Below are 24,506 nucleotides of genomic sequence, written 5' to 3' on the forward strand. Positions count from 1 at the left end.
GCGCAGGCCGACGCGCGAAGGCGCCGGCCCGCAGTGACGTCAGGAGAAGATGTCGGCGGTGATGCCGGCATACCATCCCATGTTCTCTTCCGAGGTCTGCAGCCGAATGCCGGCATCCTCGCCGGTTTTCGAGACGAACCCTTCGATCTCGACGATCTTGCCGTCCTTCGGCTCGTAGCGACCGCCGATCTTCACCGTATCGTCCTGCGCCACCACCGACCAGCAGGTGTTGGCATAACGCGCCGGGAAGGTTCGCGATCCTGTCAGCTCGCCGCGCACCGCATTGGCCACCACCTTGGCCTGGCTGTTGGCCGAGAATGCCGATTTCGGCATCGCGCCTGCGATCGACGCATCGCCGAGCACATAGATGTTGGGGTCGATCGCCGACTTCATGTTGGCAGCATCGATCGGGCAATAGCCGGTTTCGTTGACGAGCCCGGCTTCGCGCGCGATCTTCCCGGCCATCTGCGCTGGAATGACGTTGACCATGTCGGCCTTGATGGTCTCGAAATCGGTGGTGACGGTCATCGCCTGCGGATCGACGCCCTTGATGCCGCCGTGCATCTTCGGGTCCATCCACTCGACCATGCCCGGATAGTGCTTCTGCCAGCCTTCCTGGAACAGTGCCATCTTGGAGAATTTGTCCTTCGGATCGAGCACGATGATCTTGGACCTGTTGTGGCCCTTGGCCTTCAGCACCTTGGCCATCACTGAGACGCGCTCATACGGACCCGGCGGACAGCGATATGGATTCGGCGGCGCCACCATCACGATCGTCGCGCCGTCCTGCAGCGCGTCGAGTTGCTTCTTGACGAGCTTGGTCTGTGCGCCGGGCTTCCAGCCGTGCGGCATGATTTCAGCGACAGCTTCCGAATAGCCGGGCACCGAGTCGAACTTGATGTCGATGCCCGGCGCCATCACCAGCCGATCGTACGGCACGGCGGAGCCGTCGGCGAGCTTGACCTCCTTCTTGTCACGATCGATCGCCGCGGCGAACTGGCGAACATGCTTCACGCCGTAGCTGCCAAGCTTGTAGCCGTGGCAGATCGACTCGAACGAGCGCATATCGCCGAGATAGAGGTTGGAGTGGAAGCAGGTGACGAAGGTCTCCAGCGGCTCGATCATGGTCACCTCGACCGCGCCTTGCGAATCCCGCGCGACGTATTTCGCCACGGTGGCACCGCCCGGTCCGCCGCCGATCACCACCACGCGCGGCTTGGCCTGCGCCCGCAGCACGCCGGGCATTCCGACCACGCCCGCCGCCGCCAATAAGCCAGCCGAAAACTGCCGCCGATTGATCCTCATCTCGTCCCCTCCGATTTTGTTGCTCGACTACCGGATGTCTCCACTCCGGTCTGCGGTGCGCTCGATTTGTTGCTTTTCGATGCTGCCGAAGTAGCTCGCGAGCGCCGCGATCTCTTCGTCGTTGAACTTGGCGGCGATCGCCCGCATCACCGGATTGTCGCGGACCTTGTCGCGATACTCGGTGAGCGCGGCGACCAGCTCAGGCTCGTCGCGACCGACGATCGACGGGATGCCGTCGAATCGTCCGCTGATCTGATGGCAGGTGACGCATTCGCTCGACAGATACTCGCCGAGCTCGCGGTCGCCGCCGGCCTGCGCCGGACCCGCAAGCACGCAGACGAGCAGCATCGCCGCGGCGTTGAGCTGCGCCCGCAACGCAGCACGCATCTGCAGCGCCGGCCGGCGGGCGCAATCCGAGCGATCAAAATATCGGCCGAGCACGGCCATCGTTGTCCTCCCAAGACAAGGTCGTAGTGGCGTGCCGGGTTAGTTGCCGGTCTGTTTCGCCGAAAGCGCCGGCTCGATCGCCGGAGCCGCATCCGCTTTGGCTGCTGCTTTCGCGTCCAGCAGCGTATGCGTCGCCAGCGCGCCGAGCCACATCGAAGCCAGCGCCAGCCAGGCGGTCACCGCGAAAATCGAACCGCCGGTGACGCCGGCGCCGACCGCGCAGCCGCCCGCCAGCATGCCGCCGAAACCCATCAGGAACGCACCGGCCGCGTAGCGACCCATGCTCAGCCCGTCATGGAAGCCCTGCAGCTTCCAGTCACGGCCGATCAGCGCGGCGAGCAGCGAGCCGGCGAACACGCCGGGCACCAGCCCGATGTCGAAGCCGAGCGGCACGGAGGGCGAGTTGATCAGCCCCATCAGCGTATCGGCCGAGGGCCCCGTGAAGCTGACGCTCTTGATCTGGGTCGGCGCGAATGAATGCTGCGCCAGAATGTAGGTGACCAGCCAGCCGCCAGTGACGGCGAGACCGACCCCGATCGCGGCGATGCCGGTGATGATGCCGATCCGGTTGCGCCAGCCGAGCCACAGCGCCCACACCAGCAATGCGACGCCGAAGGCGGCGCCGATCACCGGACCGGCATGAACCACGGTGAGCAGGTTGCGCGACGCACCACCCGGCAGCGTCCAAAGCGAAGTGAGGAATTCACGCACCGGCGAGAGCACGCCGCGCAGCGATGCCTGCGCCACGATGGTGAGGATCAGACCGGTGACCAGCGCACGCAAGTTCCCCGTGCCGGACAACACCAGCAGCCGGCTGGCGCAGCCGCGCGACAGGATCATGCCGGCACCGAACATCAGCCCGCCGATGATCGCACCCGACAGGCTGCCGGTGGCGGCGAGCTGCCGCGCTTCGGACACGTCGAGCACGCCGGAGGTGATTGCGACCTGCGTAGCAGCGACCGCGGCGGCGAACGTCAGCAGCCACACCGCGAGCTTGGGACCGAACGAGCTTTCGGAAAACTCGATCACCGCCGAGCGCAGGCAGAACTTGCTGCGTTCGGCGGTCGCGCCGAACACCAGCCCCACCAGCAGACCGCCCGCGGTCAGCAGCGTGGTTTCGCCGAAGCGCTCGATGAGAAGGTCGAGATCCAAAAGAAGCGTTCCTCGTCTTTGCGGCACGCTCGACTGTGACCCGTCGTCGGTTCGTCTTCGTTCTTCCAAACAGCGGCCGCGGAACGACAGATTGTCCTCCGCACGCGCCGATCGACATTGATCTGGCGCAACCGAACTAATCAACCAGCCGTACGCTGGTGCAATTACTTGACGTACGCCACGCGGGAACCACGGCGCACGTCACCGCGTATCAATCCACTTTCGGCCCGGCCTTTTCGTCAGGCGTGACATCGACTGCGATCGCGCGGCCGATCACCTTCGGGGCAGGCCCGCAATCCTTCATGCACGGATTCTTGTTCCAGAACGCCTTCTCGGCCGTATCGCGATCGTCTTCATAGAAGCCGTCGGCGTTCGGCATCTTCACCTTGGCGAGGTTGTTTTGGTTCAGCTCGAAGTCCTGATCCTTGATGACGTCGTTCATGTTGAGGATGTACGCCGTCAACGCGTAGATCTCGTCATTGCTGAGCGAGCGCGCGTTGCCGAACGGCATCGCGTGGCGGACGTAGTCGTACACCGTGGTCGCGTCCGGCCAATACGAGCCGATGGTCTTGTCAGGACGATCCGCCTTCAGCGTGCCGTGACCGCCGGACAGAACCGGATAGCGGCCGACGCCTTCGCCGAATTCGCCGTGGCAGGTCGAGCACTTCTCCTGGAATAGCGCATCGCCTTCCTTGGCGGTGCCGCGCCCCGGCGGCAGCCCTTGCCCGTCAGGACGGACATCGATGTCCCAGGCCGCGATCTCTTCCGGCAGCGCCGGGCGGCCCAGACCGAGCTTCACCGACGCGGGCGGCGCAATCGGCACTGCGGCTTGCGCCGGCGCTTTCGCTTCCTTCACCGTGTCCTTGGCCTTGTGACCCCGCTTGTGTTCGGCACCGGCCTGCGCCAGCGGCAGCGTCATCACGGCTACGACAGCGAACCCAGCGAGAGCCTTAAGCGATTTCGACATTTTCGGTCACTCCGTCGGGATGCACGAGCCAGGTCTGGATGCCGTTGTTGTGGTACACGGAATTGACGCCGCGGATCTTGCGCAGCTCCGCCTTGGTCGGCTGCACGTAGCCTGTCTCGTCAATCGCGCGCGATTGCAGCATCAGCTCTTCGCCGTTCCAGTCGAAGTCGACGTAGAACCGCACGATCGATTTGTTCAGCACCGGGCCGTCGATCCGCGCCTCGTACCAGTTGCGTCCGCCGTCCATCGAGACGTCGACGCGCTTGACGGTGCCGCGCCCGGACCAGGCAATGCCGGTGAGCACGTTGCGGCCCTTGAATTTCAGCGGCATCTGCGGCGACGGGCTGGTGATCACGCTCTTGGCGTCCATCACGAAGGTATGCTTGCGCGCACGGCCGTCCGACATCAGGTCGGTGTACTTCGAGGTCTCTTCGCGGGTCTGCCACGGCATGTCGCCGACTTCGATCCGGCGCAGCCACTTCACCCAAAGATTGCCCTGCCAGCCGGGGATCACGGCGCGCAGCGGATAGCCGTTCTCCGGACGCAGCGCCTCGCCGTTCATCGCATAGGCGATCATGACGTCGTCGAGCGCCTTCTCCAGCGGCAGCGACCGATCCATCCCGGCAGAGTCAGCGCCTTCGAGCAGCAACCATTTGGCGTTGGACTTCACGCCTGCCTGCTCGAGCAGCGTCTTCAGCGTGACGCCGGTGTACATCACGTTGTGGATCATGCCGTGGGTGAACTGGCAGCCGTTGAGCTGCGCGCCGCGCCACTCCATGCCGGAGTTCGCCGCGCATTCCAGGAAGTAGATCTTGTTGACGCGCGGCATCCGCTTGATGTCGTCCATGGTGAACACCAGCGGTGTGTCGACCAGGCCATGGATCATCAGCCGGTGCTGCGCCGGATCGATCTCGGCGACGCCGCCGTGATGCCGTTCGAAGCACAGGCCGGACGGCGTGATGATGCCGTCGAGGGCATGCAGCGGTGTGAAGTTGACCGAGGACTCCGGCGACGCGGTGAGCCACGACACGTCGCGGCGGATCACGTCCTTCTCAAATTTCGACGGCACGCCGTAGGGACGCTTGTCGACGCCGTCGCCGAGATAGCGATTCCAATCCTGGATCTCGGTGATCGCTGGATCGGGCTTGGCCGCCTCACCGGCTTTGGCCGCGAGCGAGGGCAGCATCGACCCAGCACCGGCAAGACCAGCTGCACCAAGCCCCGCCGCGCCGAGAAACCGGCGGCGGTTGAGGACGTCGGATGTGGGCTTTTCACTCATGCCGCTAGCCTCTTTTTCATTGCGATACGTGAATGTGTGGAACACACCGGTCCGCTGCTCCGGCGCGCATCAGGCGCCGGAGACTTTGACCGCGCTGTTGGGTTCGATCTTCACCGGGCCGGCGCTGGCGACGTGCTTCTCCAGCACCTCCCAGATCGGCGGACCTTCGGTGCCCTGATTGACGCTGGCCCAACCGGACACCGTGTACTTCTTCGACGCCTCGATCGGCTTGCCGGTTGCCAGATGCGTCATGTTGGAGATGCGCGAGCCCATCTCCTTGGAGATGTCGATCGCGTAGCCCATGCCGCCAGTGCGCACCATGTCGCCGCCGCCCTGATAGTAAGGGTCGGGATGGAAGATGTTGTCGGCGATGTCTTCGAGCACGTTCTTGAGCTGCTCGCCGGTCATCTCGGTGCGGTAGCAGTTCGGATAGGTGATCGCGGTGGCGTTGGTGATCGCCTCCCAGGTGATGCCCTCTTCCGGCAGCAGTGTGCCGCCCCAGCGGAAGCCCGGCGACAGCGCGATTTCGGTGTCGCGCTGCTTCAGCATCGCGTCGCAGATCAGATCATCGAAGGTGCCGTTGAAATTGCCGCGGCGATACAGCAGCGAGTCGGTCTTGCCGACGACGCGGGCGAGATCCTTGGCATAAGGCGCACGCAGCTTCTCGACCAGCTTGGCCATCTCCAGATCCGGCGCGATCGCATCCGCAAACACCGGCATCAACTTGAAGCGGATGTCGGCGACCTTGCCGCCGTCGACCTTGATGTCGAGCCGCGACACGAACTTGCCGTGCGAGCCCGACGCCACCAGCACGGTGTCGCCGACCTTGATCACGCCTGGCATCGCGTCATGGGTATGGCCGGTGAGGATAACGTCGAGCCCCTTCACCCGGCCGGCGAGCTTGCGATCGACGTCGAAGCCGTTGTGCGACAGCAGCACCACGATCGCGGCGCCCTCGGCGCGCGCATCGTCGACCTGTTTCTGCATGTCCTCCTCGCGGATGCCGAACTCCCAGTTCGGAAACATCCAGCGCGGATTGGCGACCGCGGTGCGCGGCAACGCCTGGCCGATCACCGCGATCTTGACGCCGCCGCGCTCGAATATCTTGCGAGCCTCGAACACCGGCTCCTGCCATTCGATATCGCGGACGTTCTGCGCCAGGAACGCGAACGGCGCCTTCTCGGCGATTTCCTTGACGCGGTCGGCGCCGTAGGTGAACTCCCAATGGCCGGTCATCGCGTCGACCTTGAGCCCGGCGAGCGCATCGATCATGTCCTGACCGTTGCTCTTCAGCGAGCTCCAGCTGCCCTGCAGCGCGTCGCCGCCGTCGAGCAGCAGTACCTTGTCGGCGCCGCGCTCGGCGCGGATCGCCTTGACCAGCGTGGCGATCCGGTCGAAGCCGCCCATCTTGCCGTAGTTGCGGGCAAGCAAGGTGAAGTCGTCCGCTGTCAGCGCGAACGCATCCGGCGAGCCGGTGGCGATGTGGAAGTACTTGCGGAATTCCTCGTCCGTGAGATGCGGCGGCTTGCCCTTGACCTCGCCGACGCCGAGATTGACCGAGGGCTCACGGAAATGCAGCGGCACGAGTTGCGCGTGCGTGTCGGTGATATGCAGCAGTGTCACCGTGCCGAGCGGATCGAATTTCAGGATGTCGCCCTGGGTCAGCCGCTGCTGGGCCGCTACCCGCCCGATCGGCCCCAGGCTGCCGGCGATCGTCAGTGCCGATGCGGCGGCCGTCGCCTGCAGGAATTCCCGCCTCGAGATCATCGTTTCATCCCTTGCTTCGCGCCGCGTTGGGCACCGCCGCCGTGACAGGCGACCGTTGGTTCGGCCGCAGATCCTCGTTCCGGGAGCCGATCCGGCTCCCGGTGGTCTACGGCGGATAGTTACGTCGTGACGTTGGTCGCGATCAGGCGACGGTCAGCTTGTGCTTGGACTCGTACACCGAGCCGTCATCGTCCTTCCACAGGAAGGCAAACTCGCCTGTCTCCGACGCCTTGTAGAAGAACGACTGATACGGGTTGGCGGAGATCGCCGGATTCCACTCGGCCTCAAACACCATCTTGCCGTTGAACTGGGCCGTGAAGGTGTTGATGATCTTGCGCGGCACGATCTTGCCGGACGCGTCCTTGCGCTGACCGGATTCCATTTCGTGCGAGATCAGCGTCTTGATTTCGATCAGTTCGCCCGGCTTGGCCTGGGTCGGAACGCGGACGCGCGGAGTCGGTTTGACGGACATTTGAATTTCCTCGCCTGGATTTGTTTGCCGTTGCCGGATTAGCCGCCGCAGCCGCCGATGGTGACCTTCACGCTCGACTTGGTCGAGTACAGCTTGCCATCCGACATCTCTGCGATGCAGATGATGTTCTGGGTCTGCGCCAGCCGCATCCGGGTCGAGGCCGAAGCCTTGCCGCAGGCCGGGGTGAACTTGTAGCTGACGATGCCGGGCATCGGGTTGCCGTCGGCGAACACGTGCACGGCCTTGACGTAGTCCGCATCGGTCATCGGGCTTTCGACCTCGACGGTGATCGGCACCACCAGGCCGTTCTCGGCGATCTCCGGCACGTCGAGCTTGATCTTGCCGCTGTCGAACTTCTTGTCGCCATACAGCTTCTTGATCTCGGCATCGACCATCGCCGCATCGGCGAAGGACATCCGCGGCGCCAGGAGCGCGGCAAGGCCGGCGATGCCCGCCAGCGCCAACGCCTCGCGACGGCTCGTCTCGGTCTTCATGAACACCATTGGGCATCCTCCATCAGGGAGTCTTTCGCGTCCCTTGCCATACTAACGCTTGACGTTTGCAAGCGCGATCGGTCATGATCTGCAAACATCATTATATTGTTTTTCTTGAATGTAAAGATGCCGGGCAGCTCGCCGAGGTATCACGGCCGCAACTCACAAGACGGTCGCCGGAGGAGGGAGGACATATGAGACCCATCACCGCTCTATCGGCGGTGATCGCCGTTGTGCTCTGCACAATGCCGATCGTCGCCAAAGCGCAGGACGCCAGCGAGAAGGAAATCGAGCGTTATCGCGAGATGATTTCCGACCCGATGTCCAATCCCGGATTCCTTGCGGTCGATCGCGGCGAACAGCTGTGGGCGGAGAAGCGCGGCACCAAGAACGTCTCGCTCGAAAGCTGCGATCTCGGTCTCGGCGCCGGCAGGCTCGAAGGCGCGTTCGCGCAGCTGCCGCGCTACTTCAAGGACGCCGACCGGGTGATGGATCTGGAGCAGCGCCTGCTGTGGTGCATGCAAAACATCCAGGGGCTCGACACCAAGGACGTGGTCGCACGCCGCTTCTCAGGCCCCGGCAAGCCGTCCGACATGGAAGACTTGGTGGCGTTCATTGCCAACAAATCCACCGGCATGAAGATCGAGCCACAGCTCAGCCATCCTAAAGAACAGGAAATGGCCGCAGTCGGCGAAGAGCTGTTCCACCGCCGCGGCGGCGTGATGGATTTCTCGTGTTCGACCTGCCACGGCGCCGAAGGCAAACGCATCCGCCTGCAGGCCCTGCCCTACCTCGCCGGCCCCGGCAAGGACGCGCAAGTGACGATGGCGAGCTGGCCGACCTACCGCGTGTCGCAGAGCGCGCTACGCACGTTCCAGCACCGGCTGTGGGACTGTTATCGCCAACAGCGCTGGCCGGCGCCGGAATACGGCTCCGACGGCATCACCGCGTTGACGCTGTATCTCAACAAGATCGCGGCGGGCGGCGAACTCGCCGTACCATCGATCAAGCGCTGAGGGAGGCGACGCCATGACGAAGTTGCACGTTTCGATGCTGGCGCTCGCCCTCGGCGGCGCGCTGATCTGCGCCGCCCCGATCGCGAGCCGCGCGGCCGATCAGCCGGTCAGCAAGCCGGCCGGCGCGATGAGCAAGGCTGCCGACAAAGCGGTGGAGGCGACGAAGCCCGGCCCCTCGCCGGCTCCCGCCAAAACCGCGAGCGCCGCCTCAAAGGTCTCGCCCGAGACCGTCGATGGTTACATCAAGGCGACGTTCGGCAAGGCACCGGAAGACTGGCAGCAGCGCATCGTCCCCGACGAGACGATGCAGGCCTGCAACAAATATCGCAACGATGTGCCGCACGAAGTCGGCGATGCGATCATGAAGCGCGAGATCGCCAAGGTGGCGTATCCGGCCGACGGCAAATTCCTCGGCAATTGGAAGGACGGCGCCAAAATCGCCAATAACGGCCAGGGCGGCCAGTTCTCCGACAAGCCGGAGACGGTGCACGGCGGCAACTGCTACGCCTGCCATCAGATGGCGAAGTCGGAAGTGTCGTTCGGTACCCTCGGCCCGAGCCTCACCCACTACGGCAAGGACCGCAACTACACTGAAGCCGAGATCAAGCAGGCCTACACCAAGATCTACAATTCGCAGGCTGTGGTGCCGTGCTCGAACATGCCGCGGTTCGGCACCAACGGCTTCCTCACCGAACAGCAGATCAAGGATGTGATGGCGTTCTTGTTCGATCCGGAATCGCCGGTGAACAAGGAATAGCACCACCAAAGCCTGCGACATTGCGAGCGAACGGGTCGGCGCAACGCGCCGCCCGATGACAGGCTCCGCGAAGCAATCCAGTCCTTCATCGACACCGGATTGCTTCGTCGCCTCTCTCCTCGCAAAGACGACAGACGAGAGACAATTCCTTCTCGAACATGGAGCAGTCTGATGCTCAGTAGGATCGGATTAGTCGTAGTCGGCCTCACGCTGCTGGCCGCTCCGGCCCACGCCGACGACGCGCTGGTGACCAGCAAGTCGCTCAGCCCGGAACTCGCGCTCGACGCCGCCAAGGCGGCGCTCGGCGAATGCCGCAAGCAGGGCTTTCAGGTCGCGGTGACCGTAGTCGACCGCAGCGGCCTGCCGCAGGTGATGCTGCGCGACCGCTTCGCCGGCGCCCACACCCCGAGCACCGCGACCGGCAAGGCCTGGACCGCGGTGTCGTTCAAGACTGGCACCGGCGAACTCGCCAACATGACCAAACCGGGCATGCCGCAATCCGGCCTTCGCGACCTGCCCGGCGTCGTCGTGCTCGGCGGCGGACTGATCGTCGAGGCCGCCGGCTCGCTGGTCGCTGGCATCGGCGTCTCCGGCGCTCCCGGCGGTGAAGCCGACGAAGCCTGCGCCAAAGCAGGCATCGACGCGATCAAGGACAAGCTGGACTTCTAAACGCCACACCGAGTCATTCCGGGGCGCGCGAAGCGCGAACCCGGAACCCCGAGGTTCGTGTGCGGGGCAACTGCCAAGCTGTGCCCGCGGCAGATTCCGGGTTCGCTCGCTGAGCGCGAGCGCCCCGGAATGACGAGTTGCTACACCGGCCGTTTCAGCCAGTCGGTGAACGGCATCGACTGGTAGCCTTTTTCCCGAACATATTTAAACATCGCCAGGAATTCCGGCGGCTCGAGCAGGCCGGGAATGCGGGCGACTTCGCGGTCCTGCGGCTTCTTGGCGGCGAGACCGTCGGCGCCCTCGGGGAAGAACTGCAGCGACGGGGTGAAGCGGATGCCATAGGCCTGGGCGAACCCCTTTTCGCTCAGTTTGCTGCCGTCGAAATCGGTGACTTCGCGGGCGCCGATGTGATTGAGGTGCACGATCTCGAAATTGTCGCGGATGTAGCTTTCGATCGCTGGATCGCGCATGTGCACGTCGTGCAGCTTTTTGCAGTACGGGCAACCCTTGAGGCCCCATAGAATCGCGAAGCGCTTGCCCTTGGCAGTGGCGCCTTCGAGATCCTCCTTCAGATCGAGGAAGCTCTGCAGGTACCAGTCGAGCTGATACAGCCCGTCATCGCCGAGCACCGGCTCCGCCGCCGCTGCCGGCGCAGGCCGCAGCGACAGCGCGCCGAGCGCACCCAATCCCAGCGCGGCAATGGCGCCGCGGCGCGAGATTCCAGTCTTTGTCATCACCTGTCCTCCCTATGGCCGGGCGCCGTCAGCCGATCTCGCCGAAGGCGGGAAAGGTCTGCAGCAGCCATCCGGAAATCTTCGGCATCGCGCCGGTGAGAAACAGCACGCCGGTCAGCACCAATGCGCCGCCCATGACTTTCTCGACCGTTGCCATCTGCGCCCGCAGCCGCGCCATCAGCCGGATGAATGCGCCGGAGAACAGCGACGCCAGCAGGAACGGCAGGCCGATCCCGAGCGAATAGGCGCCGAGCAGCACCGCCCCGTGCGCCGCCGAGCCCTCGACGCCCGCGACCAGCAGGATCGTCGCCAGCACCGGTCCCACGCACGGCGTCCAGCCGAACGCGAAGGCGAGGCCGACGACGTAGGCACCGAGCAAGCCGACGCCGCGGCTGACGTTGTGAAACCGGGCCTCGCGATACAACAGGCCGATCCGGAACACGCCGAGGAAATGCAGCCCGAGCACGATAATGATGACCCCGGCCACGACGCCGAGCGCCTCGAAATGATCGGTCACCGCCTTGCCGATCGCCGAGGCGGACGCACCGAGCGCGACGAACACGGTGGAAAAGCCGAGCACGAACGCCAGCGAGGCGGCAACCACGCGCCCATCGACCGTCTTGGACGGCTGATCAGCGCCGCGCGTCAGTTGATCGAGGCTGACGCCGGCCAGGAAGCACAGATATGGCGGAACCAACGGCAGCACGCAGGGCGACAGGAACGACAGCACCCCGGCCCCGAAGGCGCCGACCAGCGAGATATTCGAAACCACCGCGTTTCCGCCCCTAGTGCATACATGCGAATTCGTCTATATGTATCATGGAATGATCGGGAAGATGCTGAAATCGACTCTCATCGGCGCGATTCTGTTGGGTGCGGCGCAGCTATCAGCTGTGGCGGCGCACGCGGCCGAGTTGGTGATGTTCGAGCGCGACGGCTGCGTCTGGTGCGCACGCTGGGATCGTGACGTTGGCCCGATCTACCCCAAGACCGATGAAGCGAAGCTGCTGCCGCTGCGTCGCATCAACATCGACCACAACAAAGATCCTGCCCTCGGACTTGCCAGTCCGGTGCGTTTTACGCCCACTTTCGTGGTGATCGACCAGGGCCGCGAGGTCGGACGTATCACCGGCTACATCAACGACGACGCGTTCTGGGGCCTGCTCGGCGCGCTCGCCGCCAAGATTGCGCCGCAGCCGCCGCGCAGTCACATCTGATCGTATCGCAACGCCAACGGAGACGTTAGCTGATCGCCATGCCACCGATCCTCGAACCCGATATCGAGACCGAACTGCGCGACGGCGCGGAGTATTCGCCCGAGCTCGACATGCTGATGCGCCGGGCGCGCAAGGCCAGCAACTTCCTCAAGGCGGTGTCGCACGAGAACCGGCTGTTGCTGCTGTGCCTGCTCGCCGAGCGCGAACGCTCTGTCAGCGAACTGGAGAACATCCTGTCGCTGCGGCAGTCGGCTGTTTCGCAGCAGCTCGCACGGCTGCGCTACGACGGCATGGTCGACACCAGGCGGGATGGTAAGACCATTTACTACAGCCTGGCCAATGACGACGTCCGTCGCGTGATCTCGGTGATCTATGATATCTTCTGCTCGTCCGCGCGGGACGGCCAGAAGTAAGCCCTCCCTCGCGGCACGCTAACAACAAGCGAACGCGGACGCGTATCGGACGTCTGCGCGCAAACGAGGGAACCCCATGCAGGACGCATCCGCCTGGATGCTCGCGTTGGCCGGCCTGTGCGTCGGCGTCACCGCCGGTTTCTTCGTGCGGCTGGCGCGGCTGTGCTCGTTCGGCGCAGTGGAAGATGCGCTGATGGGCGGCGACACGCGTCGCCTGCGGATCTTCGGTCTCGCGCTCGGCATCGCGCTGCTCGGCACCCAGGCACTGGTGATCGCGGGCCAGCTCGATCCCGGACAATCCAACTACACCGCCCCGGCGCTGCCGTTGATTTCGATCGCGATCGGCAGCGTGCTGTTCGGCATCGGCATGGCGTTCGTCGGCACCTGCGGTTTCGGCTCCCTGGTGCGGCTCGGCGGCGGCGATCTGCGCAGCTTCGTGGTGATCCTGGTGCTCGGCGGCGCCGCCTATGCGACCCTGCGCGGCATGTTCTCCGGCTTCCGCATCACCGTGCTGGAACGTTTCGCCATCACGATGCCGGAGGGCGTCAACACCGACCTCGCGGCACTGACGCAGCATCTGTCCGGCATGGATTTGCGCGCGGTGATCACCGCGCTCGGCGGCGGCGTGCTGTGCTTGATTGCGCTCGGCGACAAGCGGCTACGGCGAACGCCGCGGCTCCTGGCGGCCGGCGTCGCGCTCGGCGTGCTGACGGTGGTCGGCTGGCTCGCCACCACCAAGCTCGCTGACCCATTCGCTGGGCCGGTGCATCCGCAAAGCCTGACCTTCGTCTCGACGGTCGGCAAGGCCGTCTATGCGGGGCTGCTCAACGTCGCCAATTTCGCCGACTTTGGCGTCGGCACCGTGTTCGGCGTCGTCGCAGGCGCGTTTATTGCTGCTTGGCACACCGATGAGCTGCGCTGGGAAGCGTTCGACGACGACCATGAAATGCGCCGTCACGTCGCCGGCGCAGCGCTGATGGGGTTCGGCGGCATCCTGACCGGCGGCTGCACCATCGGCCAGGGCATCACCGCCGGGTCGGTGATGGCGCTGTCGTGGCCGATCGCCATTGTCGGCATGATGTTTGGCGCCCGTATCGGCATCGCCGTGCTGGTCGACGGCTCACCGCGTGAGCTGATCCGTCGCCGGTTCGATGCCTGGCGCGAGCTTCTGCAACGGCGCCGAGCACCGGCGCTTACGGCCGCAAATAAGCCCAGCCGTCGTCCTGCAGCTCCATCAGACGCACCGCACCCGACGGCACCGCACTCGCTTGCGGAATGAGGCTGACGGCGTGACCCTCATGCTTCTCCATGCCGGTCTTGGTGTTCTCGCAGGCCGCGAATTTGATGCTGGAGGGAAACGCGCCGTCGGCGATCTGCTTGATGCGATCCTTCACCGGCGATGAGTCGGTGCGCAGCATGTGCAGACCCGGGCCGAAGGTGACGACTTCGACCTGAACGTCCTCGTTCTTGGCCTTGTAGTACTCGATGATGTTGGCGGCGTTGTTGAGCGCAAGGTTCATCACCGCGGGGTCGTTCTGATCGACTTGGATGGCGACCCGGTGCGGCTTGGCATCGGCCGCAAAGCCAGGGGCCGCAGCGGCAATCAGCAGCCCTACCGCAGCGGCAGCCTTGAACAACAACTTCATCGTACTCCTCCCGGACGTTTGTTTGACGCGCACGCTAGCCGCACCGGCTGTCGCTGTCATCAAAGGATCAGCGGGGCCAAGTGATCACGTTGCCGTCAAGTCAGATGAGATGACTTGGGTCGTCATTCCGGGGCGCGAGCGCAGCTCGCGAACCCGGAATCTCTTGTCAAGCAACCTCGAGATTCCGGGTTCGCGCGTTTCACGCGCGCCCCGGAATGACTACCCTAACTCTCACCGCGTCGCCAGCGCAGCGATGGGAGCGAAGCGGCGGATGCCGAGCGCGGCGCCACCGACGATTCCGGCCACGGCGATGAACGACGGCAGCGCCAGCGTCGACAGGCCGGTGAGGCCCTGCCCGACCGAGCAGCCATAGGCCATCGCACCGCCGGCGCCCATCAGCGCAGCGCCGACCGTTGAGCGCAGCATGTGCGGCGCCGAGGTGAAGCCCTCCAGCTCAAACCGGCCGGTGAGCAACGCTGTCGCAGCACTGCCGGCGAACACGCCGACCGCGAGCGCAACGCCGAAGCTCAGCGTCAGTCCGGTTGAGAACATCGCATATTGCAGCGTATCGGCCAGCGGCGCGACGAAGCTCAGCGACGTCGCGGGGTTCGGGTTGAACTCGTCGGCACCGAAGTAACCGGTGGCGAGCCAGCCGCCGACGACCAGCAGGCCGATCACCAAGCCGGCGGCGATCTGGCCGGTGGCGCGACGGAACGAGCGATCGGAGAATGCGAAAACCAGCAATGCACCGGCCGCGATCAGCACCGCGGCGATCTGGGCGAAGGCCTCACCGAGGCCGAGCACGCCGATCAGCGACGGCACCGAGACGTGCGGCGGCGACACCTGGGTCCATTGCAGAAACGCGAGCCGAGCAGGCGCGATCAGTCCCTTCAGAGTCATCTGCGCCGCGACCGCGATGATCCCGACCACCAGCAGCGAGCGCAGATTGCCCTTGCCGAGCAACACCAGTGCGCGCGACGCGCAGCCGTTCGCCAGCACCATGCCGAGGCCGAACATCAGGCCGCCGAGGAAGATCAGCGGGGCGGAGAACGACGGCTGCAGATACAACGACTTGCCGATGTCGACATAGCCAAGGCCGGCGATCAGCTGAGTGCCGATGATCGCGACCGCCAGCGCCACTGCGTAGCTGCGCAGCTTGCGGCCATCGTCCTTGGTCCAGTAGTCGCGCAGTCCGCTCGTCAGGCAGAAGCCGCTAAGCAGCCCGGCGACGCCGAACGCAGCGCCGATCGCGAAGCCCAGCACGATCACCAATTCCGGCATCTGCATCGACCAGTCCTCCAGCCGGCGCGCCAATTGGCCGCCGTACGCGGCTGGATGTACGCATCGCCCGGATACCGGTAAATACGGCCCGAAAATTAAGCAGGAAGTTGCAGGCGCGTTTCGGGGTGGAGAGAATCATGCTCTCCGCAGAGCTCGAAAGGCGAAATTATTCTCCCGCTCCGACGCGGAACCGGTGGCCTCTCGATCAAAGCGTCCCGACGGCCGGCGCCGCCACGATGCGCCAGCGCAGGCCGCGGCCAGCGAATTCATCGCCGATCGCATCGAGCAGGCCACGCAATTCGGCGTCTTCGGCCGTGACGACGATCTCGACCGAGAGCGTGTGGCCGCGAACCTGCTCGACCACGCTGTCGTAGTCGACATCGCGGCCGTAGCCTTCGACCTCCCGCGCCGTGAAGCCGGCGCGCGCGGTCGGCCCGTGCGACAGCATCGCGGCGATCACATCGTCCTTCAGCGTCACCGGAACCAGCAGGGTCAGCACCATAACGCTCATGGCTGAGCCTCCTGCGTTTTCGGAGCCGGAGGAATCCCGAAGCGGCGATACAGCACCGGCAGGATCACCAGCGTCAGCAGCGTCGAGGTGACGAGGCCGCCGATCACCACCACTGCCAGCGGCCGCTGCACGTCGGCGCCCGGACCGGTAGCGTAGAGCAGCGGCACCAGGCCGAACCCGGTGATGCTGGCGGTGAGCAGGATCGGCCGCAGCCGCCGCTGCGCGCCGAGCTCGACGATCTGATCCGGCGGCAGCCCCTGGCCGCGCAGCATGTTGAAATACGACACCAGCACCAAACCGTTCAGCACCGCGATGCCGAGCAGCGCGATGAAGCCGACCGAGGCTGGCACCGACAGATATTCGCCGGTGATCAGCAGGCTGAACACGCCGCCGATCAGCGCGAACGGGATGTTGATGAACACCAGGAGCGACTGCCGCAGCGACGAGAAGGTGACGAACAGCAGCAGGAACACCAAGGCCAGCGCGATCGGCACCACGATGCCGAGCCGAGCCGCGGCGCGCTGCTGGTTTTCGAACTGGCCGCCCCAGACGATGCTATAGCCTTCCGGCAGCTTGACCTTGGCGGCGACCGCGGCTTTGGCCTCGTCGACGAAGCCGACCAGGTCGCGGCCCGACACGTTGCTCATCACCAGCGCCAGCCGCTTGCCGTTCTCCCGGTCGATTTTCACAGGCCCGTCGATCCGCTCCAGCTTGGCGACGTTGGCGAGCGGCACCGACTTGCCGTCGGCGAGCACCAGATTGATGCCGGCAAGCCGCGCCGGGGACTCGCGGAGCGACTCGGTGCCGCGGATCAGCACCGGCGTGCGGCGGCCTTCTTCGACCACGATGCCGGCCTGACGGCCTTCGATCTGGGTGCGGAGCGCCTCGGTGAGCGCGTCGACGTCGAGCCCGAGCCGGCCGGCCTGCAGCCGGTCGATGCCCACATTGTAGTATTCGAACCCTTCGTTCAGCGCGGTGCGGACGTCTTCGGCGCCCTTCAGCGTCTTCAACGTTGCGGTGATCTGTTCGGCCAGCCTGTTGAGCGTCGGGATGTCGGTGCCGAAAATCTTCGCCACCACGTCGCCGCGAGCGCCGATGATCATCTCCTGCACCCGCATCTCGATAGGCTGGGTGAACGAGAAGCCGATGCCCGGGAAGCCGGCGAGCGCCTTGCGCAGCTCGCCCAACAACCAGTCTTTATCGTGCGGCCGGCGCCACTCTGCCTCGGGCTTGAGGATGATGTAGGTGTCGGTCTGGTTGAGGCCCATCGGGTCGAGGCCGAGTTCGTCAGAGCCGACGCGGGCCACGATGCTCCTGACCTCCGGCACCGCGCTCATCACCGCCTGCTGAATCCTGAGATCGAGATTGACGCTCTCCTCAAGCCCGATCGACGGCAGCTTCTCGACGCTGATGATCGGCGTGCCTTCTTCCATCGTCGGCATGAAGATCTTGCCGAGTTGCGCATAGGCGAACACGGTGGCGACCAGCGCCAGCGCCGACACCGCCAGCACCGCCTTCTCATGATGCAGGGCAAACCGCAGCACCGGCATGTAGCCGGCGCTGATCTTGCGCACCAGCCAGGTGTCGCCGTGACCGGCGGTCTTCAGCAGCAGCGACGCCAGCACCGGAATCACAGTGAGCGCCAGCAGCAGCGACGAGCCGAGCGCAAACACGATCGCCAGCGCCACCGGGATGAACAGCTTGCCTTCCAGCCCCTGCAGTGTCAGCAGTGGCAGGAACACGATGACGATGATGCCGATGCCCGAAGTGACCGGCACCACGACTTCGCGCAGAGCCTGGTAGATCCGATGCAACAGCGGCACCTGCGCGGCGTGCCGATCATGCGCCAGATGCGACACGACGTTTTCGACCACAACCACCGCGGCGTCGATCAGCATGCCGATCGCAACTGCGAGACCGCCAAGGCTCATTAGATTGGCCGACATTCCGGCCCAGCGCATCAGCACGAAAGTGGCGAGCGCCGACAGCGGCAGCGTCAACGCCACCACAAGCGCGGCGCGCCAGTCGCCGAGGAACAGGATCAACAGCACGATCACCAGCACCACGGCTTCGAGCAGCGATTTCGACACCGTGCCGACGGCGCGGCCGACCAGGTCGCCGCGGTCGTAGAACACGTTCAGCGTGACGCCCTTCGGCAGCGTCGGCTCCAGCTCCTTGAACTTGGCGCGAACGCCTTCGACAACGTCACGCGCATTGGCACCGCGCAGTCCGAGCACCAGCCCCTGAACCGCTTCGCCCTGGCCGTCGCGCGTCACCGCGCCATAGCGGGTGATGCTGCCGATCCGCACCTCGGCGACATCGCGCACCCGCACCATGCCGCCTTCACGCGAGGCCAGCACGATATCGCGCAAATCATCGAGCGTGCGGACTTGGCCGTCGACGCGGACCAGCAGCACCTCTTCGCCGGCCGATAGCCGGCCGGCGCCGCCATTGCGGTTGTTCTTCTCGATCGCCTTCTCCAGCATATCGATGGTGATGCCGTGCGAGGCCATCGCCAAATTGTCGGGCACGATCTCGAAGCTGCGGACGAAGCCACCGAGCGAATTGACGTCGGCGACGCCGGGCAGCGTCCGCAACGCCGGACGGATGGTCCAGTCGAGCAGCGTCCGCCGTTCGGCCATCGTCAGGTCGCCGCCTTCGATGGTGAACATGAACATCTCACCGAGCGGCGTGGTGATCGGCGCGAGACCTCCGGTCAGACCGTCGGGCATATCCTTCATCGCCGAAGCGAGCCGTTCGGCGACCTGGTTGCGGGCCCAATAGATGTCGACGCCGTCGGCGAAATCGATGGTGACGTCGGCGAGGCCGTATTTGGTGGTCGAGCGCAGGATGGTTTTGTTGGGGATGCCGAGCATCTCGAGCTCGAGCGGCATCGTCACCCGGGTCTCGACCTCCTCGGGCGTCATACCCGGGGCCTTCATGATGATCTTGACCTGGACCGGCGAGACGTCCGGGAACGCGTCGATCGGCAGATGCCGGAACGCCAGCACACCGGCGCCGATCAGCAGCAGCGTGGCCAGCACCACCAGCAGGCGATGCGACAGCGAGAACTCGACGAGACGGGTCAGCATTTACTCGACCCCGCCGAGTCCCTGCCAGGCGCCCTTCAGCGCGGCGATGCCACGCACCGCAATCCGCTCGTCGCCGCGAAAGCTGCCGCTGACCACCGCGAATTGGGGAAGCTCCTCTCGGATCTTCACCGGCGTGGCGACAAAGCCGCCGTCGGTCTGCACGAACACGAACGCGTCCTTGCCCCGCCGCACCATTGCGCCGCTGTGCACGCGCCATTCGGCCGAGCCGCTGGTGATAGGGGCGATCTGCGCCTCGACCACCTGGCCGGGCCGCAAGTCCGTATCGGGCTCGTCGAACTGGGCGCGGACGATCACGGTCTGCGAGGTCGGCTCGACGCTGGAGCCGATCGACACCACCTTGCCGATGCAATCATGGCCGCGCAGCGTGACGCGGGCGCTGACCGCGAAATCCTCCGCCCGCAGCGCCGGCACCTGGATTTCGGCCCACAGCGGCGCGAGCTGCACCAGCTTGAACACCAGCGCCAGCGCCTCGACGGTCTGGCCCGGCGTGGTCGGGCTTTCCAGCACCACACCGTCGATCGGCGCGATCAGGGTCAGCCTGGGGTCGAGCTTCTGGCTCGCCGCCAGCTTCTCGACAGAAGCTTCGGTCATTCCGTAATGCAGCAGTGCCTGGCGACGCTCGGCCGCGGTGGCGCGGGCCTGTTCGTATTCGCTCTGGGTAACGATGACCTGCTTCTTGGTCACCGCGCCATAGGGCGCAAGCTGCTCCTCGCGGTCGAGATTGGTCTTGAGCAGCCGCTCCTTGTTGTAGGCGACGAGATATTCGGCCTGGGCATTGGCGAGCGCAGGGCTCTGGATCTCGGCCAGAAGATCGCCGGCCTTCACGACTGAATCAGTGCGCACCAACAGCCGCTCGATCCGGCCGCCGAGCGGCGCGTTCATCAGCCGGCTGCGATCCGGCGGCACCGCGATCTTGCCGGGGAAGCTGAGCCCGGCGGCGGCTGGCTGCTTCTCCAGCGGCGAGGTCTCGATCCCGACACGCTCGGCCTGCTGCTTGGAAATCGACAGTTCGTCGCCGGCATGCGCAGTCGCGCACGCCAGCATAGCGGCCATCAGCAAAGTCGGAATCGTCGAGAGGCGGAGCATGGGTCTGTCACTGGCACCTGTGCCGGCCTGGGATGCCGGACGCGCCGGCTCCCCGCAGCCGCCGCAACGAGCTGCTCTCCTATGCTACCGCGGCTGACAGGTTGCTGACAGGCCCATCCGCCGCCAGCGTCAACGGCCGGTTTGCGCCGGCAGAAGCTAACCGCCAGTGATTCTCAGCAAGCTCCAGGCGGCCCCTCAGGCCGCGCGCTGAGCCAGCATGTCGGCGCGGACCCGGGCGAGATAGTCGCGTATCCGGTGCGCCAGCGTCTCCGACTGCGACGACAAATGGGTCGAGGCCGTCATGGTCGAGGCGGCGTATTGCTCGGTATCGCGGGCGCTTTCGGTGACGGTCTGGATACTGCCGGTGATTTCGCTGACGACGTCGTAGGCTTGCTCAATGTTCTTGGCGATATCGGCCGTGGCGGCTGATTGGGCTTCAGCGGCGCCGGCGACAGCCGCCGTGATGTCATCGACCTCGGTCATCACCGCGCCGATCTCGCCGATCGAACGGCTGACGAGGTCGGCGGCACTATGGACGTGCTCGACTTGAGCCTCGATCTCGCCGGTGAACTTGGCGGTCTGTTCGGCCAGAGCCTTCACTTCGGCGGCGACCACCGCAAAGCCGCGACCGGCCTCGCCGGCGCGCGCCGCTTCGATCGTCGCGTTCAGCGCCAGCAGGTTGGTCTGGCCGGCGATCACTTCGATCGACTTCACCACCTCCGCGATCCGCTCGGCGACGCTACGCAGGCTGGCAACGTTGGCGGCAGCTTCCGACACCCGGCTCACCGCGCGGCCGACCACTTCGGCCGAGCGCCCTATTTCGGCGCCGACCTCGCGGGCACTCGCCGATAGTTCGGTGGTGGCGGCGGCGACGCTGCGCATGTTGCTGCTGGCGTGCTCGGCCGAGGCGGCGACCGTGGTTAGGCGCTCGCGGGTGAGCGAAGCGCCGCTGGTCAGGCTGCCGGCGGTGTCGCGCATGCCGCGGGAATCCTCGTCGAGCGACGACACCACACCGGTGACAGCATTCTCGAGCTGCTCCGCCTGCTGAGCGAACGTGTTGATCCGCTGTTCAATGCTGTCGGTGGCGGCATTGATGGTCTTGGCGCCGCGCAGCAGTGCGCCGTGCAAGCCGCCGGGCAGGATGCGGCGGAAGTAACGACGGTGCTGCACCGCGTCCATCGCCGCGGTCGCCTCGCGCACGAAAGCGTCGCAACCGTCGATCACGTCGTTGACGGCGCGCAGCATGTCGCCGGTGCGGCCATTGTCGGGAATGCGCAAGATGCGGGCTTCGAAGTCACCGGCGGCAATTCGTAGGCAGACCTCGCGGGCCTGGCTGATCAGCCGCGTGGTCTGCACCATGCGATAAAGCGCCAGACAGCTCGCCAGGATCGCAAAGCCCTGAATCGTCATCGCCGCCGGGCGATAGTCCAGCGCCTCCAACGCCAGCGCGATCGACGATGCGATGATGATGACGGCGAGGTTAAGCTGCGCTTTGGAGAGCGAACATAAGTTCGTCATAGCTGACTTTCTTGGAGGCGACGAAATCCGTCAGCGCCTTGAGGCCGGCCTCGACCGCCTGCTTACCGTTGGCGTGACCCTGCTCGACCCGCAGCACCTCGGCGTAGAGCGGCGCGATCGCATTGGCGACCACGCTCGGATCCGGCGTGCGACGGTTGGAGTGATAGGCGACGATGTTGCCGTGCTCGTCGAATGACGGCGTGATGTGCGCGAACACCCAATAGTGGTCGCCGCTGCGCGCCATGTTCTTGACGTAGCCGAAGATCTCGCGGCCCGCCGCGATCGTGTCCCACACCAGGCGGAACACCGCGCGCGGCATGTCGGGATGCCGGATGATGCTATGCGGCTGGCCGAGCAGTTCCGCCTCGTTGTAGCCCGCGATGTGGCAGAACGTGCTGTTGGCGTAGGTGATGCGGCCCTTCAGGTCGGTCTTGGAGACGATCAGCTCACCCGCCGGAAAGAACACTTCCTTGCCGGTCGGGCGGATTTCGACAGCCATCGCCTTTCTCCTTGGAGGGAACGCCTCTGTTTTAGGTAAGTTCAGGGGTTTGACTTTGTCTTAAAGCCTACGCCTCACGTCATGCCTATCGGCCAAATAAGTATTCGTACGTGGCCGCTCAATGGAACCCGATGCATGGTCGACGATCAGTTCGCCGGCCACGCTTAGCTCACGCGGCTCGTTGTTCGACGAGTTCCTTGCGGACCTGACCGAGATAACCGTTGATCTGCTGGGCAAGCTGCTCCGACTGCGAAGACAGCTGCGCGGAGGTCATCATCGTCGACGCCGCCGCGCGTTCGTTGTCTTCGGCATTGCCGGCGAGCACATGGATCGTTTCGGAGATCTCGCGCACCACAGCAAAGGCCTCGTCGATGTTGCGGGCGATCTCGGCGGTCGACTGCGACTGCGCGCCTGCTGCACCGGCGACCTGCCGGGTGATGCTGTCGATCTCCGCGATGACCGTGCCGATCTCGCCGATGGAACTGCTGACCGCACCGGCCGCGCCGTGAACCTCGCCGACCTGCGCTTCGATCTCGCCGGTGAATTGTGCGGTCTGCGACGCCAGCGCCTTGACCTCATGCGCCACCACGGCGAAGCCGCGGCCGGCGTCGCCGGCGCGCGCCGCCTCGATCGTGGCATTGAGCGCAAGCAGATTGGTCTGGCTGGCGATCGCCTGGATCGCCTTGACCATCTCACCGATATTGTTGGCGACCTGCTGCAGCGCATCGACATTGCCGCTGGCCTCGCCGACGCTGCTCACCGCGCGCGCCACGATCTCGGCGGAGCGATCGATCTCGGCGCGCACACCGCTGGCGCTCGACGTCAGCTCCGACGTCGCCGACGCAACCGACTGCATATTGGCGGCGGCCTGTTCGGACGCCGCGGCAACCGAAGCCAGCCGCTCGCGCGCAGACGAAGCGCCGACCGTCAGCGTGCCGGCGGTGTCTTTCATTTCGGCCGAGCCCTGATCGAGCGCGGAGACGATCGCGCTCGTGGTCACCTCCAGCTCCGCGGTGCGACCTTCGAAGCTCTTGATCCGCCGCTCGATATTTTCGGCGGCAGTGTTGATGGCGCCGGCACCGTGCAGCAGCGCGCCGTGCAGTCCGCCCGGCAGAATGCGGCGGAAGTACTTGTTGTGATGCATCGCAGTCATTGCCGCGGTCGCCTCGCGAACGAAGGCGTCGCAATCGTCGATCATGTCATTGATGGCGCGCAGCAGCGTGCCGGTGCGGCCGTCATCCGGAATGCCGAGGATCCGCGCTTCGAAATCGCCGTCGGCGATGCGGCGGCAGACGTCGCTGGCCTCGCCGAGCAGCCGCCGTGTCTGGCTGATGCGGAATAGCGCCAGCCCGGCGAACACCATCACGACGCCTTGGATCGCTAGCGCGGCGACGTAGTACTCGAACACGCCGCACACCACCGCCGCGCCCGCGGCAACGATCAATCCGGCGACGTTAAGCCGCGCTTTTGAGAGAGAACATAAGTTCGTCATAGGAGGCCTTCCGGGAAGCGACGAAATCGGACAGCGCGAGAGAGCCGGCGGACAACGCGTCTTTGGCGTTGCGGTGGCTACGCTCGGTGCGGAGGATGTCGGCGTAGAGCGGGATGATCGCGCCTTCGAGCACGCCGCGATCCGGCGCGCGCCGGTTGGAGTGATAGCCGACGATCCGCCCCGCACCGTCGAACGACGGCGTGACGTGCGCGAACACCCAATAGTGGTCGCCGTTGCGCGTCATATTCTTCACATAGGCGAAGATCTCGCGGCCCTGCTGCACGGCGTCCCACAGCAGCTTGAACACCGCGCGCGGCATATCGGGATGGCGGATGACGTTGTGCGGCTGGCCGATCAGCTCGGCCTCGCTGTAGCCGGCGACATCGCAGAACAGGCGGTTGGCGTAAGTCAGCCGCCCTTTGGTGTCGGTCTTGGAGACGATCAATTCAGAAGCTGGGAAGAAGGCCTCCCGTCCGCTCGGCGTGACGTGGCGCATAGATGACCTCGATGGAACTCATTTGCGCCTGCTCGTTATTCGCAGAACAGTTGCGAATGGGTTTATTCCACTAAAGGTGAATTACTAAAGTTCACATTATTGACGTAGGCGCCATTCCGATACCGTTTCTGGACAACCTTGAGCGACCACGACGTCGATATAGGTATTTTAATGC

The 24,506-nt window shown here is 65.1% G+C and carries 25 protein-coding genes; 6 read left to right on the forward strand and 19 right to left on the reverse strand.

Translation table 11 applies throughout. The features are described 5' to 3' along the window. Positions 1 to 39: 39 nt before the first annotated feature. The 8 genes from HZF03_RS22415 to soxY form a co-directional block, all read right to left on the reverse strand. Positions 40 to 1,305: an NAD(P)/FAD-dependent oxidoreductase gene (locus HZF03_RS22415; RefSeq protein ID WP_119018136.1), complete on the reverse strand. Its 1,266-nt coding sequence runs from the start codon at positions 1,303 to 1,305 to the stop codon at positions 40 to 42. Between the two features lie 27 nt (positions 1,306 to 1,332). Beyond that, positions 1,333 to 1,752 (reverse strand): c-type cytochrome, encoded by a 420-nt coding sequence (locus tag HZF03_RS22420; protein ID WP_119018135.1) that lies wholly within the window; start codon positions 1,750 to 1,752, stop codon positions 1,333 to 1,335. 39 nt (positions 1,753 to 1,791) lie between these two features. Then, entirely contained in the window at positions 1,792 to 2,904 is a 1,113-nt protein-coding gene (locus HZF03_RS22425) for a YeeE/YedE family protein (RefSeq protein WP_119018134.1), read from the reverse strand. A gap of 211 nt (positions 2,905 to 3,115) precedes the next feature. Beyond that, complete coding sequence (locus HZF03_RS22430) at positions 3,116 to 3,871, reverse strand: c-type cytochrome (protein WP_119018133.1); 756 nt, start codon at positions 3,869 to 3,871, stop codon at positions 3,116 to 3,118. Then, positions 3,855 to 5,150 (reverse strand): sulfite dehydrogenase, encoded by a 1,296-nt coding sequence (gene soxC, locus HZF03_RS22435; RefSeq protein WP_119018132.1) that lies wholly within the window; start codon positions 5,148 to 5,150, stop codon positions 3,855 to 3,857. Before soxC ends, HZF03_RS22430 begins: the two co-directional genes overlap by 17 nt. A gap of 69 nt (positions 5,151 to 5,219) precedes the next feature. Next, positions 5,220 to 6,917 (reverse strand): thiosulfohydrolase SoxB, encoded by a 1,698-nt coding sequence (soxB, locus tag HZF03_RS22440; RefSeq protein WP_119018131.1) that lies wholly within the window; start codon positions 6,915 to 6,917, stop codon positions 5,220 to 5,222. A gap of 142 nt (positions 6,918 to 7,059) precedes the next feature. Beyond that, positions 7,060 to 7,389, reverse strand: a complete 330-nt coding sequence (soxZ, locus tag HZF03_RS22445) for a thiosulfate oxidation carrier complex protein SoxZ (RefSeq protein WP_119018130.1) — start codon at positions 7,387 to 7,389, stop codon at positions 7,060 to 7,062. 38 nt (positions 7,390 to 7,427) lie between these two features. Then, the gene (gene soxY / locus HZF03_RS22450) at positions 7,428 to 7,892 is read right to left on the reverse strand and encodes a thiosulfate oxidation carrier protein SoxY (RefSeq protein ID WP_011160001.1); all 465 of its coding nucleotides are present in this window, start codon (positions 7,890 to 7,892) and stop codon (positions 7,428 to 7,430) included. Positions 7,893 to 8,077: 185 nt separating this feature from the next. Between soxY and soxA the strand changes: the two genes are divergently transcribed. The 3 genes from soxA to HZF03_RS22465 all read left to right on the forward strand — a co-directional run bounded on the left by soxA (position 8,078) and on the right by HZF03_RS22465 (position 10,325). Continuing rightward, on the forward strand, positions 8,078 to 8,899 hold the full coding sequence (soxA, locus tag HZF03_RS22455; RefSeq protein WP_119018129.1) for a sulfur oxidation c-type cytochrome SoxA: 822 nt from the start codon (positions 8,078 to 8,080) through the stop codon (positions 8,897 to 8,899). 13 nt (positions 8,900 to 8,912) lie between these two features. After that, positions 8,913 to 9,656 carry a sulfur oxidation c-type cytochrome SoxX gene (gene soxX / locus HZF03_RS22460; RefSeq protein WP_119018128.1) on the forward strand — a complete coding sequence of 248 codons (744 nt, stop codon included), beginning with the start codon at positions 8,913 to 8,915 and terminating at the stop codon, positions 9,654 to 9,656. Positions 9,657 to 9,827: 171 nt separating this feature from the next. Then, positions 9,828 to 10,325, forward strand: a complete 498-nt coding sequence (locus tag HZF03_RS22465; RefSeq protein ID WP_119018127.1) for a GlcG/HbpS family heme-binding protein — start codon at positions 9,828 to 9,830, stop codon at positions 10,323 to 10,325. A gap of 140 nt (positions 10,326 to 10,465) precedes the next feature. Here the strand turns inward: HZF03_RS22465 and HZF03_RS22470 are convergent, their stop codons facing one another. Together HZF03_RS22470 and HZF03_RS22475 are read right to left on the reverse strand one after the other, a co-directional pair. Further along, positions 10,466 to 11,059, reverse strand: coding sequence for a SoxW family protein (locus tag HZF03_RS22470; RefSeq protein WP_119018126.1), 594 nt, complete (start codon positions 11,057 to 11,059; stop codon positions 10,466 to 10,468). A gap of 28 nt (positions 11,060 to 11,087) precedes the next feature. Further along, positions 11,088 to 11,831 (reverse strand): cytochrome c biogenesis CcdA family protein, encoded by a 744-nt coding sequence (locus tag HZF03_RS22475; protein WP_119018125.1) that lies wholly within the window; start codon positions 11,829 to 11,831, stop codon positions 11,088 to 11,090. A 40-nt stretch (positions 11,832 to 11,871) separates the two neighbouring features. Here HZF03_RS22475 and HZF03_RS22480 point away from each other — a divergent pair, with 40 nt between their 5' ends. From HZF03_RS22480 to HZF03_RS22490, 3 genes are all read left to right on the forward strand, one after another. Then, positions 11,872 to 12,276, forward strand: coding sequence for a thioredoxin fold domain-containing protein (locus HZF03_RS22480; RefSeq protein WP_179906224.1), 405 nt, complete (start codon positions 11,872 to 11,874; stop codon positions 12,274 to 12,276). Positions 12,277 to 12,314: 38 nt separating this feature from the next. Beyond that, complete coding sequence (locus HZF03_RS22485; RefSeq protein ID WP_011160008.1) at positions 12,315 to 12,689, forward strand: ArsR/SmtB family transcription factor; 375 nt, start codon at positions 12,315 to 12,317, stop codon at positions 12,687 to 12,689. A 76-nt stretch (positions 12,690 to 12,765) separates the two neighbouring features. Beyond that, positions 12,766 to 13,968, forward strand: coding sequence for a YeeE/YedE family protein (locus tag HZF03_RS22490; RefSeq protein WP_119018123.1), 1,203 nt, complete (start codon positions 12,766 to 12,768; stop codon positions 13,966 to 13,968). Here the strand turns inward: HZF03_RS22490 and HZF03_RS22495 are convergent. From HZF03_RS22495 to HZF03_RS22535, 9 genes are all read right to left on the reverse strand, one after another. Continuing rightward, complete coding sequence (locus tag HZF03_RS22495; protein WP_119018122.1) at positions 13,883 to 14,335, reverse strand: DsrE family protein; 453 nt, start codon at positions 14,333 to 14,335, stop codon at positions 13,883 to 13,885. The genes HZF03_RS22490 and HZF03_RS22495 overlap by 86 nt on opposite strands. 231 nt (positions 14,336 to 14,566) lie before the next feature. Continuing rightward, the gene (locus tag HZF03_RS22500) at positions 14,567 to 15,622 is read right to left on the reverse strand and encodes a YeeE/YedE family protein (protein ID WP_119018254.1); all 1,056 of its coding nucleotides are present in this window, start codon (positions 15,620 to 15,622) and stop codon (positions 14,567 to 14,569) included. Between the two features lie 199 nt (positions 15,623 to 15,821). Further along, positions 15,822 to 16,127 (reverse strand): DUF3240 family protein, encoded by a 306-nt coding sequence (locus HZF03_RS22505; RefSeq protein ID WP_011160012.1) that lies wholly within the window; start codon positions 16,125 to 16,127, stop codon positions 15,822 to 15,824. Beyond that, complete coding sequence (locus HZF03_RS22510) at positions 16,124 to 19,219, reverse strand: efflux RND transporter permease subunit (protein ID WP_119018244.1); 3,096 nt, start codon at positions 19,217 to 19,219, stop codon at positions 16,124 to 16,126. The genes HZF03_RS22505 and HZF03_RS22510 overlap by 4 nt, the downstream gene beginning before the upstream one ends. Next, the gene (locus HZF03_RS22515; RefSeq protein WP_119018245.1) at positions 19,220 to 20,326 is read right to left on the reverse strand and encodes an efflux RND transporter periplasmic adaptor subunit; all 1,107 of its coding nucleotides are present in this window, start codon (positions 20,324 to 20,326) and stop codon (positions 19,220 to 19,222) included. Between the two features lie 195 nt (positions 20,327 to 20,521). After that, positions 20,522 to 21,844, reverse strand: coding sequence for a methyl-accepting chemotaxis protein (locus HZF03_RS22520; protein WP_119018246.1), 1,323 nt, complete (start codon positions 21,842 to 21,844; stop codon positions 20,522 to 20,524). Then, on the reverse strand, positions 21,807 to 22,343 hold the full coding sequence (locus HZF03_RS22525; RefSeq protein ID WP_011160016.1) for a PAS domain-containing protein: 537 nt from the start codon (positions 22,341 to 22,343) through the stop codon (positions 21,807 to 21,809). Before HZF03_RS22525 ends, HZF03_RS22520 begins: the two co-directional genes overlap by 38 nt. A gap of 169 nt (positions 22,344 to 22,512) precedes the next feature. Continuing rightward, entirely contained in the window at positions 22,513 to 23,787 is a 1,275-nt protein-coding gene (locus HZF03_RS22530) for a methyl-accepting chemotaxis protein (protein ID WP_276510746.1), read from the reverse strand. 10 nt (positions 23,788 to 23,797) lie between these two features. Then, positions 23,798 to 24,331 (reverse strand): PAS domain-containing protein, encoded by a 534-nt coding sequence (locus HZF03_RS22535; protein ID WP_012497671.1) that lies wholly within the window; start codon positions 24,329 to 24,331, stop codon positions 23,798 to 23,800. Positions 24,332 to 24,506 lie beyond the last annotated feature (175 nt).

The sequence above is a fragment of the Rhodopseudomonas palustris genome, from assembly GCF_013415845.1.
Taxonomy (GTDB): Bacteria; Pseudomonadota; Alphaproteobacteria; order Rhizobiales; family Xanthobacteraceae; genus Rhodopseudomonas; species Rhodopseudomonas palustris_F.